The 15,723-nt window shown below is 70.8% G+C and carries 7 protein-coding genes; all 7 read left to right on the top strand.

Annotation, left to right across the window (positions count from 1 at the left end; genetic code table 11):
- The first annotated feature begins 328 nt into the window (after window positions 1–328).
- The 7 genes from ACZZZB_RS14945 to ACZZZB_RS14975 all read left to right on the top strand — a co-directional run bounded on the left by ACZZZB_RS14945 (window position 329) and on the right by ACZZZB_RS14975 (window position 15,559).
- Complete coding sequence (locus ACZZZB_RS14945) at window positions 329–8,644, top strand: hypothetical protein (RefSeq protein ID WP_463530091.1); 8,316 nt, start codon at window positions 329–331, stop codon at window positions 8,642–8,644.
- 117 nt (window positions 8,645–8,761) lie between these two features.
- Window positions 8,762–9,766 (top strand): DUF5819 family protein, encoded by a 1,005-nt coding sequence (locus ACZZZB_RS14950; RefSeq protein WP_463530092.1) that lies wholly within the window; start codon window positions 8,762–8,764, stop codon window positions 9,764–9,766.
- Complete coding sequence (locus tag ACZZZB_RS14955) at window positions 9,763–10,788, top strand: HTTM domain-containing protein (protein WP_192019371.1); 1,026 nt, start codon at window positions 9,763–9,765, stop codon at window positions 10,786–10,788. The genes ACZZZB_RS14950 and ACZZZB_RS14955 overlap by 4 nt, the downstream gene beginning before the upstream one ends.
- Window positions 10,789–11,258: 470 nt before the next feature.
- Entirely contained in the window at window positions 11,259–12,047 is a 789-nt protein-coding gene (locus ACZZZB_RS14960; RefSeq protein WP_085512485.1) for a DeoR/GlpR family DNA-binding transcription regulator, read from the top strand.
- Window positions 12,044–13,045 (top strand): 1-phosphofructokinase family hexose kinase, encoded by a 1,002-nt coding sequence (locus ACZZZB_RS14965; RefSeq protein WP_194645242.1) that lies wholly within the window; start codon window positions 12,044–12,046, stop codon window positions 13,043–13,045. Before ACZZZB_RS14960 ends, ACZZZB_RS14965 begins: the two co-directional genes overlap by 4 nt.
- Window positions 13,046–13,167: 122 nt before the next feature.
- Entirely contained in the window at window positions 13,168–15,210 is a 2,043-nt protein-coding gene (locus tag ACZZZB_RS14970) for a PTS fructose transporter subunit IIABC (protein ID WP_463530093.1), read from the top strand.
- A gap of 79 nt (window positions 15,211–15,289) precedes the next feature.
- Window positions 15,290–15,559, top strand: a complete 270-nt coding sequence (locus ACZZZB_RS14975) for an HPr family phosphocarrier protein (RefSeq protein ID WP_056014456.1) — start codon at window positions 15,290–15,292, stop codon at window positions 15,557–15,559.
- Window positions 15,560–15,723 lie beyond the last annotated feature (164 nt).

Consider the following 15,723-nt stretch of genomic DNA (forward strand, 5'->3'; position numbering starts at 1 on the left):
GAGCGTTCTCAGTAGAAACTACGCACCCCAGTCGGGGGTAAACCCCCGGCCAGTGCGGGTTATCTCTCAACCGTCATCGATGACATGACACGTATGGAACCGACTGCACTGGAGCCCCGCCACTGATGACGCGTCGGAGGCCCCCGGGACCAATCGAAACCCGGCGTCCCGCGGCCCCGCCTCGCACTGCGGAGGCCAGTACCGGTTTTCCATCCGGCACTACGGAGGTTGGGGTCCCTCCTCTGGGGGACAGGGAAGCCCGCCCATAGATTGGCCGGGATCGACGCCAGTCGCGGGTTCGCCCGTGCACCGAAGAAAGGGTTCCACCGTGGGGGAACAGCAGCGAAGCATCCTCGGCCGAGGCCGTGCGTGGAAGGTCGCGGCCATGGCCGTGGTCGGCACGGTCATCGCCATGGGATCGACGACGGCGGCCACAGCGGCCCCGACCGATGTCTCCGACGGCTTCGGCCGGTTCCTCGGTGGACAGGCGGCCGGGATCAACCTCGACGCCCTCGCCGCGGTCGCCGGTGCCCGCGCCGAGAACCCGAGTGGTGTCCACCCCGTCGCCGCGAACCCGCTGTCGGCCGAGGTGCTCAACACCCTCGGCGTCGACCTCGGCAGCTCGCTCCAACTGTTCGGTGCCAATGGCGTCATCGAGCTCGGTGCCGTCGCTCAGTACGGGTCCGCCGCTGACAACGGCGACGCGATCGCCGGCTCAGGCGCGGTCACCGACCAGGGTGGCGTCTCGATCGGTGGACCCGATGCTCCGCCGGCGGACGCCGAACTCGACCTGACCGGTCTGCTCGGCCGGGTCGGGACGCCCACCGGCGGGATCCTCAGCGACCTCTCCCTCAGCCTCGGCGCCCTCGCCTCCACGATCTCGCAGACGGGCGGCGCCACGGCTGTTCCCGACTACCAGATCTCCGGTGCGACGCTCACGCTCCAGAGCCCGCTCGTGCAGAACGTCGGGACGCAGGTGACGGGCCTCCTCCCGCCGCTGCAGACCACGCTCAACGGGCTGACGTCGGCGCTCAACACGGCGCTGAACGCGAACCTCATCGGCGTGCTCCGAGTGGCTGCGACGGGGACGGTCACCCCGCCGAACCTGTCGACCGTGGTCAACACGATCCTCACCACCCAGGCGTCGCAGTCGGCGGCGACGGGGGTCTCCGTCAACCTCCTCACGGGCGCCGTGACCGTCGACCTCGCGACCCTGCTCGCGAACGACCCGACGCTGCCCGACCTCAACGACCTGCCGCCGAACACCTCGCTGCTGTCCGGCCCGATCGGTGCCGCCATCGCCGCCGCGATCACGTCTGCGGTCACCACTCAGGTGACGGCCGTGTCCGCCGGCCTGCAGGCGGCCGTGAACAATACGCGTATCCAGGTCACCGGCAACGTCACGACGAACGTCGTCGTCACGCAGGTCCCGGTCATCTCCCTGTCGCTCGACTCGACGCTCGGCGCCGTCCAGAACGGCACTGCCGCCTTCACCTCGGCCGGGCTCCTCCCGAACGTGCTGAACCCGATCCTCGCGACCCTCGGACTCACGCTGGACGGCGTGGTCAACCTCGTCCTCAACCTCGTCAAGGGCGTCGTCGGAACCGCGTTCACCGGTCTGAACACGCTCAACACCGGTCTCAACGGGATCACCGGCGGCCTGGCGGCGAACGTCGTCGGCCCCATCCTGAACATCGTGCGACTCGTCGCCGACGTGACCGCCAACGTGCAACCGGCCACCGGCGACCTCGGGGCGGGATCGGCGACCGTCCGAGCCGTGCAGATCTCCCTCGTCCCGGCGATCTCGCTCGCGACGGTCAACCTCGCGTCGTCCTCGGTGCGCGGCACGCTCGTCGTCTACGACACGGCCATCACCGCCACGCCCGCGACGGTCAACCCCGGCCAGGCCACCGTGATCGACGGCACCGGCTTCGCGGCGAACGAGCAGGTCACCATCACCGCGCCTGGCCTCGACCCGGTCACCACGACGTCGGACGCCGCCGGTGTGATCAGCCAGAGCGTCGCGATCCCCGCCGGTTTCACCCCGGCGACCCTGACGTTCACCGCCACCGGTGCGACCTCCGCCACCCCGGCCACCACCGACCTCGTCGTCGCGCCCTTCGTGACCGCCATCACCGCCGACCCGGCGACGATCGCTCCGGGCGGCAGCACCACGATCACCGGCACCGGGTTCCTGCCCGGCGAGTCGGTGTCGATCACCGTCCCCGGCCTCACCGACCCGATCGTCACCACCGCGACGGGTACCGGCACGATCTCCACGAGCCTCACGCTCCCGGCGGACTTCCCGCTCGGCCCCGTGACGGTCACGGCGACCGGTGCCTCATCGGCCAGCCCCGCGACCACGACGGTCACCGTCGAGGCGACGCAGTACGTCACCGCCATCACCGCCGACCCGGCCAGTGTCGTCGCCGGTGGGACCACGACGATCACCGGCACCGGCTTCGCCTCGGGCGAGACCGTCGCCGTCTCGATCCCCGGCGTCGACCCGGTCACCACGACGGCCACTGGAACCGGCACGATCTCGGTCGAGCTCGACGTCCCGGCGGACTACGCCGCAGGCCCGGTCGTCGTGACCGCGCTCGGCGAGACGTCCGACACCCCGGCCACGACCAACCTCACCGTGGTCTACGAGACCTCGATCGTCGCCGTCCCGGCCACGGTCGCGGGTGGCACGACCACGATCATCAACGGCGCCGGCTTCGCGCCCGGCGAGGACGTCGTCGTGACGTTCCCCGGCCTCGAGCCGATCACCGTCACCGCCACGGCACTCGGCGCGATCGGCACCCCCGTCGCGGTCCCGCAGAACTTCGCGGTCGGTGACGTCACGGTCACCGCCCTCGGCGCCGTGTCCGCGACCGAAGCGACCACCGTCGTCACCGTCACCGCGACGGTCTACGACACCGCCATCACGCTCGACCCGACGTCGCTCATCCCTGGTAACGCCACGACCGTGACCGGCACGGGTTACCTGCCCGGCGAGACGGTCACCGTCGGCTACCCGGGCGGCACCCCGGTGACCGTCGAGGCGGACGGCGACGGCGGCTTCACCGTCGACCTGCCCGTCCCTGCCGGCACGCCGACCGGCACGCTCGTCGTCACCGCGACCGGCGAGACCTCCGCAACCCCGGCGACCGCCGACCTCGAGGTGCTGCCGTACGACACGGCCATCACCGCCGACCCGGCCTCCCTCCTCCCCGGCAACTCGACCACCATCACCGGCACCGGCTTCGCCGCGAACGAGTCGGTCTCCGTCTCCTACCCGGACGGCACGCCCGTCGTCGTGACGGCTGACGGCGATGGCGGCTTCACGGCGGTCCTGCCGATCCCCTCCGGCACGCCCGCCGGCCAGCTCACGGTCACCGCCACCGGCGCGGTCTCCGCCACGCCGGCCGAGACGGTCATCACCGTCGAGGCGTACGACACCGCGATCGCGCTGGACCCACAGACCGTCGCCCCTGGCGGCAGCACGGTCGTCACCGGCTCGGGCTTCGTCCCTCAGGAGACCGTCACGATCACCATCCCCGGCCTCGCCACGCCCGTGACGACCACGGCGAACGGCGACGGTGAGATCACGGTCAGTGTCACGCTCCCCGCGGACTTCCCGCTCGGCGACGTCACCGTCACCGCCACCGGCGCCGTCTCGGCCACCCCTGCCACGGCGACGCTCACCGTCGAGGCGACCACCTACGTCACGGCCATCACGGTCGACCCGACGACCGTCGTCGCGGGGGAGAGCACGCTCGTCACCGGTACCGGCTTCGAGCCCGACGAGACCGTCACGGTCTCCATCCCCGGTGCGCCCGCGGTCACCACGCAGGCGTCGGCGACCGGAACCATCTCCGTGTCGCTCCCGGTTCCGGCGGACTACGCGGAGGGCGCGGTCGTCGTGACCGCGCTCGGTGAGGTCTCCGAGACCCCGGCCACCACGAACCTCACGGTCGACGTCGTCTACACCCCGACGATCACCGCCGACCCGGCCACGGTCCCTGGCGGCACCAGCACCGAGATCTCAGGCTCCGGCTTCGCGCCGAGCGAGAGCGTCACAGTCACCTTCCCGGGCCTCGAGCCGATCACCGTCACGTCGAACGCAGCGGGCGAGATCACGACCACCATCGACGTCCCGCAGGACTTCGCGGTCGGTCCGGTCACGGTCACGGCCCTCGGCGTCGTCTCCGCGACCGAGGCGACGACCACGGTCACGGTCGAGGCGACGGTCTACGACACGGCGATCACCGCGGACCCCGACACGCTGCTCCCCGGCGGCAGCACCACCGTCACCGGAACGGGCTTCCTGCCCGGCGAGTCCGTCTCCGTCTCCATCCCCGGCGGCACGCCCGTCATTGTGGAGGCCGGCCCGGACGGCGACATCACCGCCATCCTGCCGATCCTGCCCGGCACCCCCGCCGGTCCCGTCATCGTGACGGCCGTCGGAGCAGTGTCGAACACGCCCGCCACTGCGACGATCACCGTCGAGGCGTTCGACACGACCCTCACCGCGACGCCGTCCACGCTGAACCCCGGTGACTCGACGATCCTGTCCGGCACCGGCTACGTCGCGAACGAGTCGGTGACCATCTCGGCTCCCGGCTTCGACGACGTCGTGACCACGGCGAACGGGCTCGGCGAGATCAGCCAGGTGGTCGCCTTCCCGGCGGACTTCGTCCCCGCGACCGTGACGTTCACGGCCACGGGCGCCCTGTCGCTCACGCCGGCGCAGACCTCGGTCCTCGTCGAAGCGGTCGTGTACGACACGGCGATCACGGTGGATCCGACGACGGCCAACCCGGGTGGCACCACCACCGTCACGGGCACCGGCTTCGCGCCGAACGAGACCGTCACCATCACGATCCCGGGCGGCGACCCCGTCACGGTGACGACGAACGGCGACGGCGACTTCACGCAGCCCATCACGATCCCCGCCGGAACGCCGGCCGGACCGATGACGATCACCGCGACCGGTGACACGTCGAACACGCCCGCCGACGCCGACGTGACCGTGGTTCCGTACGAGACCGCGATCACCGCCGACCCCGACACGCTGCTCCCCGGCACCTCGACGACGATCACCGGTACCGGGTTCGCGCCGAACGAGTCCGTCTCGGTCTCCATCCCCGGTGGCACACCGGTCGTCGTGACGGCGGACGGCGACGGCGGCTTCACCGCTGCCCTGCCGATCCCGTCGGGCACGGAGGCCGGACCGCTGGTCGTCACCGCAACGGGCGCCGTCTCCGCGACGGACGCGACGGCGACGGTCACCGTCGAGGCTTACGAGACCACGATCGCCCTCGACCCGACGACGGTCGCCCCTGGCGGCAGCACTGCGGTCACCGGCGACGGCTTCGCGCCGAACGAGGCCGTGAGCGTCACCGTCCCGGGCATCGCGACGCCGATCCCCACCACGTCGAACGGCAACGGTGAGATCTCCGTGAGCGTCGACCTCCCGGCGGACTTCCCGCTCGGACCCGTGACCGTCACCGCCACCGGGGCCGTCTCGGCGACCCCAGCCACGGCGACGCTCACCGTCGAGGCCACGACGTACGTCACGGCCATCAGCGCCGACCCGACCACCGTCGTCGCGGGTGCCAGCACCCTCGTCACCGGTACCGGCTTCGCACCGAACGAGAGCGTCACGGTCTCGATCCCCGGCGCCGACCCGGTGACCACCACGGCGACGGCGACCGGCACCATCTCGGTGTCGCTGCCTGTGCCGGCCGACTACGCCGAGGGTGTGGTCGTCGTGACCGCGCTCGGTGCGACGTCCGACACCCCTGCGACGACGAACCTCACGGTCGACGTGGTCTACACGCCGACGATCACAGCCGACCCGGCGACGGTCCCCGGCGGGACCTCGACGGAGATCTCGGGGAGCGGCTTCGCTCCGACCGAGAGCGTCACGGTCACCTTCCCCGGTCTCGCGCCGGTGACGGTCACCTCGAATGCCGACGGTGAGATCACGACGACGTTCGCGGTCCCGCAGGGCTTCGCGACCGGTCCGGTCACGGTCACCGCACTCGGCGTCGTCTCGGCGACCGAGGCGACCACCACCGTCACGGTCGAGGCCACGGTCTACGACACGGCGATCACCCTCACACCGGACACGGTGAACCCGGGCCAGACCACCACGGTCACCGGTACCGGCTTCCAGCCGAACGAGTCGGTCAGCGTCTCGATCCCCGGCGGCGACCCCGTCGTGGTGACGGCCGACGGCGACGGCGGCTTCACCGCGACCCTGCCGGTGCCGCCCGGAACGCCCGCCGGGCCCGTCACGGTGACCGCGGTCGGCGAGACCTCGGCGACGCCCGCCGAGGCGGAGCTCACGGTCGAGGCCTACGAGACGGCGATCACCGCCGACCCGAGCACGGTCACGGCCGGCGGAGCGACACTCGTCACAGGTACCGGCTTCGCCGCGAACGAGTCCGTCACGGTCTCGGTCCCGGGCGGCACCGCTGTCCCGGCGACGACGAACGGCGCCGGTGAGTTCTCGGTCGGCATCACGATCCCCGCGGCTGCCACCGCCGGCCCGCTCGTGGTGACGGCCGAGGGAGCGGTGTCGCAGACGCCGGCCACCGCGACCGTCACGGTCACCGCCATCGTGTTCTCGCCCGTCATCACCGCCTCCCCGGACGCGTTGATCGCCGGCAACACGACGGTCATCACCGGATCGGGCTTCGCGGCCAACGAGACGGTCACGGTGTCGATCCCCGGCGCTCCGGTCGTCACGCAGGTGACGAACGCCGGCGGCGGCTTCACGGTGACCCTGCCGGTCCCCGACGGCTACGCGCTCGGCGACGTCACGGTCACGGCACTCGGTGCTGCATCGGACGAGCCGGCGACGACGATCGTCGAGATCCTCGCGTACGACACGGCCATCACGGTCGACCCGTCCTCGGTGCTGCCGGGTGAGACGGTCACGGTCGACGGCACGGGCTTCGCTGGTGGCGAGACGGTGACGGTGTCCATCCCGGGCGCACCGTCCGTCACCGTGGTGACGAACCCTGACGGTTCCTTCACCGTGGACCTGCCGATCCCGGACGACTATACGCCCGGACCGGTCACGGTGACCGCCGAGGGTGACGTCTCCGAGACCCCGGCCGAGGCCGACGTCACCATCGAGGACGGAGCGGTCGACGTCGACACCGACGCCGCTGCGGTCGATGTGGACACGGATGCCGACGTCGACGTCGACGTGGATACCGACACGGACGTGGACACCGATGTGGACGCCGACACCGCGACGGATGCTGACGTGGACGCTGACACGGCGACCGACGCTGACGTGGACGCTGATGTGGACGCTGACACCGCGACTGACGCTGACGTGGACGCTGACACGGCGACTGACGCTGACGTGGACGCTGACACCGCGACTGACGCTGACGTGGATGCAGATGTGGATGCCGACACGGCGACTGACGCCGATGTGGACGCTGACACGGCGACTGACGCTGACGTGGATGCTGACACGGCGACCGATGCGGACGTCGACGCAGATGTGGATGCTGACACGGCGACTGACGCCGATGTGGACGCTGACACGGCCACCGACGCTGACGTCGACGCAGATGTGGACGCCGACACCGCTACCGACGCTGACGTGGATGCTGACACGGCGACTGACGCTGACGTGGATGCTGACACGGCGACCGATGCGGACGTCGACGCAGATGTGGATGCTGACACGGCGACTGACGCCGATGTGGACGCTGACACGGCGACTGACGCCGATGTGGACGCGGACACCGCCACCGACGCTGACGTGGACGCGGATGTTGACACGGCGACTGACGCTGATGTGGACGCGGACACCGCGACCGATGCAGACGTGGACGTTGACACCGCGACCGATGCAGACGTGGACGCTGACACGGCCACTGATGCAGACGTGGACGCGGATGTTGATACGGCGACTGACGCTGATGTGGACGCGGACACGGCCACCGACGCTGACGTGGACGCTGACACGGCCACTGATGCTGACGTGGACGCGGACGCTGACACGGCGACCGACGCTGACGTGGACGCAGACACGGCCACTGATGCTGACGTGGACGCGGATGCTGACACGGCGACTGACGCCGATGTGGACGCTGACACGGCCACCGACGCCGATGTGGACGCTGATGCTGACACGGCGACGGACGCCGACACCGCAGCTGACGCCGACACGGCAGCTGACGCCGATGGTGACACCGATGCCGGCGACGAGCGTCAGGCGACCGTCAAGTACTCGACGATCGTCCGCGACACGGGCGTGATCCAGGAGGTCTACGCCACCGGCTTCGAGCCCGGCGAGACCGTCTCGGCGACCGTCTTCTCGACGCCGTTCGCACTGACGCCCGTCGTCGCAGACGCCTCCGGCAACGCCACCCTCACCTTCCCGGTCGACTCGTCGATCGAGCTGGGTGCCCACCGGGTGGAGCTCTCCGGATCCGTGACCGGCGACCTGCCGCTCGACCGCGAGGCGACCGCCTTCACGGTCACCGCGATGGCCGCCGCCGCACCGGGGTCACGCCCCGGTCTCCCGAGCACCGGCTTCGACGGCCTGTGGTTCGGGGGACTCGGCGCCACGATGCTCCTCCTCGGAGGCGCCTTCGTGGCTACGCGACGGGCGCGTATGGAGTGACCCCGCCGAGTGGGCCGCGCCGCATTCGGGTCGGCGCGGCCCACTCCTTCCCCCGCGGACGGCACCACCGAACGGGTGCCCCCGCGGTTCATCACCACCCAGCACCAAGGAGGAACCGTGACTCCGATCACACGCACACCCGTCGGGAGTCGTCCCGACGCCCTTCGACAGGCTCAGGGACCGGAAGGGGCTCAGGGACCGGAGGGGGCTCAGGGACCGGAAGGCGTCGAGGGGCGCGAGGCCGGGCAACCGGTCCCTGAGCCTGTCGAAGGGCAGGATTCGGCGGGGACCCTTCGACAAGCTCAGGGACCGAAGGGCGCTCAGGGACCGAACGGCGAACCGGGACCGGGGCCGGCCGCCCCGCCGAAGCGGGCCGCGCGCATCGCGGCCGCGGTCTCGATCGCCCTCGTCGGCGTCTACGTCGCCGGCACCCTCGTCATCGTCTCGCCGACCACACCCGTCCGCGGTGCCGTCGTCGCCGCGGCGGGCCCGTACTTCACGCAGAAGTGGAACGTCTTCGCGCCGAGCATCATGAAGACGAACATCACCTTCTCCGTCCAAGCCCAGTGGCGTGACGCCGACGGGACCCTCGTGAAGTCCGACTGGGTCAACGTCACGAAGCTCGAGCAGCAGGCGGTCCCCGGCCACGCCGAGCCCTCGCGGATCCAGAAGTCCTCGTGGAACGCGATGCTCGCCTACAACACCCGGTACCTCGCGCTCGACGCCCAGCAGCGCGAGATCGTGCGCGACACCTTCATCCAGCGGGCCGATGGTGGCGGGTATCGCGCCCAGTCGGCCGAGTCACTGATCGCCGACCTCGACGCCGTCAGCACGACGCCGGGCTCAGGGCAGGGCGACATCGTCCGGTTCCTCCGCTACGACTACATGCTCAAGGAGTACGCGACCGCGTTCTCCACGGCGTACTTCGACCAGGACGTCGAGCGCGTCCGGTGGCGGATCGACCGCACCCGCCCGAATGACTTCGAGAGCCGCTTCTCCGAGGAGCAGCAGTTCGACGACACCGCCGTCACCTTCGGCTGGCGGCACGTCGACGACGTCATCGACCCGGAGACCCTCGCCGTCTACCGGGACGTCATCACCCGCTACGGGGGTGCACGATGAACGCCGTCCGCGCGTGGTTCGACCGTTTCGCCGGCTGGGTCACGGGTGCCAAGCACGCCGGCTACAGCCTCTCCGCCCTGCGGATCCTCTACGGTGTCGCGATCGTCAGCTTCCTCCTCACGAGTCTCGCCGACCGCCACTACCTCTGGGGCGTCGCATCGAAGTGGGTCGACCCGGAGGCGAACCGCCGCGCCTGGTTCCCGCTGTTCGAGCTCGTCTTCACGAAGGACAGCGCCTTCGTCTTCGACCTCGCCTACGGGGTGCTCATCGTGCTCGGCCTGCTGTTCCTCATCGGCTGGCAGACCAGGTTCGTCACGCCCGTCCTGCTCGTGTTCTGGGTGGGGCTCGCGACCAACAGCACGGTGCTGACCAACGGCGGCGACACGATCATCCGCATCACGCTGCTGTTCCTGGTGTTCGCGGACCTGTCGCGTCACTGGTCGGTCGACGCCTGGCTCACCAAGCGGCGGGGTCGAGCGCTGCGGCCGATCCTGCGCGGTCGGTTCGCGATCCCGTCGTGGCTCGCGAACGCCGCCAACAACACCGCGGTCCTCCTCTGCGCGTACCAGATCATGCTCGTCTACGTGAACTCCGGCATCTACAAGCTCATGGGCCCCGAGTGGCGCGAGGGCACGGCGTTCTACTACTCGCTCGTCCTCGACGTGTTCCGGCCGTTCCCCGTGCTGAGCGACCTGGCCTGGCAGCTCGGCCCGTTCGTCTGGGTGGCCACGTTCCTGTCGGTCTGGGTGCAGTTGCTGTTCCCGGTGCTGATCCTGTGGCGGCCGACGCGGATCCTCGCGCTCGGCTTCACGATCCTGATGCACCTCGGCATCGGCCTGTTCCTCGGACTGTGGCCGTTCTCGCTCGCGATGATCGCGCTCGACCTGCTGTTCGTCCGCGACCGCAGCTGGGTCGCCGTCGGTCGGTGGGCGTCGCACGCCGGGGGAGTGCTCCGCCAACTGCTGCCGGAGCGCGAAGCAGCGGAGAGACCTGTCACGACGTCGGCCGGTTCGCCGTCGTGACACCAGCCGTCTCGCGCGTTCGGGTGCGAGACGAACCGGCGGTCGGCGCCACGGTTGCGCCGACCGCCACCCCTTTGCCGGTCCCGGCCCTCGCGCCCTGACCCGCTGCCGACCGACCTCGCTGATCGGTCACTGAGCCGCCACCTCATCGGCCACTGAGCCTGTCGAAGTGCGCCCTTCGACAGGCTCAGGGACCGGGGGTGGTTGCTGCCCTTCGACAGGCTCAGGGACCGGGGGTGGTTGCTGCCCTTCGACAGGCTCAGGGACCGGGGGTGGTTGCTGCCCTTCGACAGGCTCAGGGACCGGGGGTGGTTGCTGCCCTTCGACAGGCTCAGGGACCGGGGGTGGTTGCTGCCCTTCGACAGGCTCCGGGTCCGGCGTAGAAGTGGATCTGTGTTTCTCTGTGTTTGTGTGATACTTTCTTCGCACTGCAAGCCTGCAACACCGGAAACGAAGGTCAAGGACGACGCATGTACGCGACGGAGCGGCACGAGCACATCACCAGCCGGGTGAAGACGAGCGGACGGGTCTCCGTCGCCGACGTCTCCCGTGAGCTGGGCGTCACCGCTGAGACGATCCGCCGCGACCTCGACCAGCTCGAAACCTCGGGCGTCCTGCGCCGCGTCCACGGCGGCGCCGTCTCCGCAGCGCGCGCCTCCGTCGCCGAGGCCAGCCTCGCCGATCGCCAGGGCCAGCGGAGCGACGCGAAGGCCACGATCGCCCGTGCTGCCCTCCGGCTCATCCCGGCCACGTTCAGTGGCTCGATCGTCATCGACGCCGGGACGACCACGGCCCACCTCGCCGACCTCCTCGTCACCTGGCGCCCTGCCACCGCTGGCCAGACGCTCACGGTCATCACCAACTCCGTCCCGATCGCCGCGACGCTCCACCACTGCGACCACGTCGAACTGCACCTGCTCGGTGGCCGCGTCCGTGGCATCACCAGCGCGGCGGTCGGCAGCACGACCGTCGACGAGCTCGGCCGCTTCCGCCCCGACATCGCCTTCGTCGGCGCCAACGGGGTCAGCGCCGACTTCGGCCTCAGCACGCCCGACGAACTCGAGGGTGCCGTGAAGTCGGCGATCGTCCGCGGTTCGCGCCGGGCCGTCGTCCTCGCCGACGCCGCCAAGCTCGGTGAGGAAGCGCTCATCCGCTTCGCCGCCCTCGACGAGATCGACACCGTCATCACCGACGAGGTCGTTCCGACGACGCTCGGGGACGCCCTCGAGGCTGCGGGTGTCGAGGTGGTCGTCGCATGATCATCACCCTGACCGCCAACCCCTCGCTCGACCACACGGTGGAGCTCCCCGGTGTCGTCGAGCGCGGCGAGGTCCTCCGTGCCCTCGCCAGCCGGGAGCAGCCGGGCGGCAAGGGCGTCAACGTCTCGCGGGCCATCGCCGCCGCCGAGTTGGCGACCATCGCCGTCCTCCCCGGCGAATCGACCGACCCGATGATCGAGTCGCTCCGCGCGCAGGGCATCGACGTCCTCGCCGTCCCGACCGGGCAGCCCGTGCGCCGCAACATCACGCTCACCGAGCCCGACGGCACCACCACCAAGATCAACGAGCCGGGTCCGCTCCTCACCGAGGACGACGCGGCACGCCTCGTCGACGCGACCGCCCGTGCCGCCGCGAGTGCCGAATGGCTCGTCATCGCCGGTTCGCTGCCGCCCGGTCTGCCCGCCGACTTCTACGCACGGATCGTCCGGGCCGGTCGCGCCCTCACCGACGGCGCCCGCCCGCTCGTCGCCGTCGACAGCTCGGGGGAGCCGCTCGCCGCCCTCCTCGCCGCCTTCGCCGCCACCGGGGAACGCATCGACCTCATCAAGCCGAACGGTGCCGAACTCGCCGAACTCACCGGCACCGCGTCCGGCGACGAGATCGAGGCGGACCCGGCGCTCGCCGCGTCCGTCGCCGCCACGCTCATCGGCACCACGGACCGACCCGGCCCGGTCGCCGCCGTCCTCGTCACGCTCGGCTCCCGAGGAGCCGTCCTCGTGGAGGGTGACACCGCCTGGTCGGCCCGGGCCCCGAAGATCGTCGCGCGCAGCACCGTCGGTGCGGGGGACTCCTCCCTCGCCGGCTACCTGATCGCCCGAACCGCAGGTCTCGCACCTGCAGCACGCCTCGCGCAGGCCGTCGCCCACGGAGCCGCAGCCGCGGCACTCCCCGGCAGCGACGTACCGGCGCTCAGCGGGACGGACGCCGCCGCCATCGACGTCGTCCAGCTCCCGCAGCGGATCCCCTCCGCCCCCTGACCGCCCACCCCGGTCCCTGACCGCCCACCCCGGTCCCTGACCGCCCACCCCGGTCCCTGAGCTTGTCGAAGGGCCGCCCCGACCACCCGAAGCACCAGCATCCGTTTCGAAGGAGAACCCAGATGTCCACCCCACTCATCACCCCAGGGCTCGTCGCCCTCGACGCCGACCTCGGCACCGATCGCGCGGGTGTCATCCGCGCGCTCGCCGAGCTCGTCGTCCGCGCCGGCCGTGCCACCGACACCGAGGCGCTCTTCGCCGACGCCTGGGCGCGGGAGAGCAAGACCGACACCGGCATCCCCGGCGGCATCGCGATCCCGCATTGCCGTTCAGCCGCCGTCACCGAGCCGACGCTCGCGATGGCCCGCGTCTCGCCGCTCGTCGACTTCGGTTCCGACGACGGCCCGGCCGACCTCCTCTTCTTCATCGCGGCCCCGGACGGCGCCGACCAGGCGCACCTCGCCCTCCTGTCGAAGCTCGCCCGCTCGCTCATCAAGCCCGAGTTCGTGACCTCGCTGCGTGAGGCGCCCGACGCCGCCGCGGTGGTCGCCCTCGTCGATGGTGCACTCAGCGACGCGCCCAAGCCCGCGTCGGCTCCTGCAGCCGAGCGCGCCGCGACGGCTCCCGTCGAGGCCGGCGACCAGGCCGCACGGCCCGTGCTCATCGCGGTCACCTCGTGTGCGACGGGCATCGCCCACACCTACATGGCGGCCGACTCGCTCGCCGCCACCGCCAAGCGCCTCGGTGTCGAGCTGCACGTCGAGACGCAGGGCGCCTCCGGTGCGACCCCGCTGCCCGCGGACGTCGTCGCGAAGGCGCAGGCGGTCATCTTCGCCGTCGACGTGGACGTCCGCGACGTCACGCGATTCGCCGGCAAGCCCGTCATCAAGGCTCCGGTGAAGCGCGGCATCGACGCCCCGGAACAGCTCATCAACGACGCGGTCGCCGCGATCTCGAACCCGAACGCCCCGCGGGTCGCCGCAGCGGCCGGCGACGCCTCCGTGTCGACGTCGGACAAGAAGGACGCCAACGTCGGTCAGTCGATCAAGCGTTGGCTGCTCACCGGTGTCAGCTACATGATCCCGTTCGTCGCGGGTGGCGGTCTGCTCATCGCCCTCGGCTTCCTCCTCGGTGGCTACGACATCACCGAGAACGCCGGCAAGATCATCGTCGAGAACAGCCTCGTGAACCTGCCGGCCGGCGGACTCGGCGCCTACCTCGGTGCCGTCGCGTTCTCCATCGGCAACGCCTCGATGGCGTTCCTCGTCCCGGCCCTCGCCGGCTACATCGCCTACGCCATCGCCGACCGCCCGGGTATCGCCCCCGGGTTCGTCGCCGGTGCCGTCGCCCTCCTCATGAGCGCCGGCTTCCTCGGCGGGCTCGTCGGTGGTCTGCTCGCCGGTGGTGTCGCCTACGGCCTCGGTCGCCTGAACGTGCCGCGGTGGCTGCGTGGGCTGATGCCCGTCGTGATCATCCCGCTGATCGGCTCGATCGTCGCGTCCGGCCTCATGATCCTCGTCCTCGGCGGCCCGATCGCCGCACTCATGGGCGGGCTCAACTCCTGGCTCTCCGGCCTCACCGGTGTCTCCGCGATCCTGCTCGGCTTGATCCTCGGCACGATGATGGCGTTCGACCTCGGTGGCCCCGTCAACAAGGTCGCGTACTCGTTCGCCGTCGCCGGTCTCGGTGCGGGAACGCTCGCCAACCAGGCGCCGTGGCAGATCATGGCCGCCGTGATGGCCGCCGGCATGGTGCCGCCGCTCGCGATGGCGCTCGCCTCGACCGTCCTCAGCCGTCGTTCGTTCACCGCGGTCGAGCGGGAGAACGGCAAGGCCGCCTGGCTGCTCGGTGCCGCGTTCATCAGCGAGGGTGCGATCCCGTTCGCCGCGGCCGACCTGTTCCGCGTCATCCCGGCGTCGATCCTCGGTGGTGCCGCCACCGGTGCGCTCATCATGGCGACCGGCGTCACCTCGCAGGCACCGCACGGTGGCATCTTCGTGTTCTTCGCCATCGGCAACATCGGGATGTTCATCCTGTCGGTCGCCGTCGGCACCGTCATCACCGCGGTCGCCGTCATCCTGCTCAAGCGGTTCGCCCGTCGTCGTCCGGTGGAGGGTGCCGACTCGGCAGCCCCCGCGGTCGCCACCGAGCCCGCGACCGTCTGATCCGTACCCGTCCGATCCACAGCCTGACCTGATCCACTGGTCCGGCCGGCACCAACCGAACCGCAGAAGGAGCATCATCATGGCCGAACGCCAAGCCACCATCGCCAGCCGCGTCGGGCTGCACGCCCGCCCCGCCAAGCTCTTCATCGAGACGGTCAAGCGCCAGCCGGTGCCCGTCACGATCGAGCTCGGCGACTCGGGCCCGCTCGACGCCTCGAGCATCCTCACGATCATGAGCCTCGGCGCCACCAACGGCGACGTCGTCACCCTCCGCGCCGAGGGCGAGGGTGCCGACGAGGCGCTCGCCGAGCTCGCCGGTCTCCTCGAGACGGACCTCGACGCCGAGTAGTCACCCCGCACCACGAAGCCCCGCCGCCCGAGTCATCTCGGACGGCGGGGCTTCCTCGTGGGCCCTTCGACAGGCTCAGGGAGCGTGGAACCGTTCCGGTCACTGAGCTTGTCGAAGTGCCCCAGGGGAACCGCCTCGCTCGGGTGTGGGTGCTCGTGGGCCAT

The sequence above is a fragment of the Plantibacter sp. AC185 genome (assembly GCF_979258065.1).

What these genes read in the sequence shown, in the direction of transcription:
- ACZZZB_RS14955 (WP_192019371.1), top strand. Translation starts at nt 9,763, where the DNA reads ATGAACGCCGTCCGCGCGTGGTTCGACCGTTTCGCCGGCTGGGTCACG.
- ACZZZB_RS14960 (WP_085512485.1), top strand. Translation starts at nt 11,259, where the DNA reads ATGTACGCGACGGAGCGGCACGAGCACATCACCAGCCGGGTGAAGACG.
- ACZZZB_RS14965 (WP_194645242.1), top strand. Translation starts at nt 12,044, where the DNA reads ATGATCATCACCCTGACCGCCAACCCCTCGCTCGACCACACGGTGGAG.
- ACZZZB_RS14970 (WP_463530093.1), top strand. Translation starts at nt 13,168, where the DNA reads ATGTCCACCCCACTCATCACCCCAGGGCTCGTCGCCCTCGACGCCGAC.
- ACZZZB_RS14975 (WP_056014456.1), top strand. Translation starts at nt 15,290, where the DNA reads ATGGCCGAACGCCAAGCCACCATCGCCAGCCGCGTCGGGCTGCACGCC.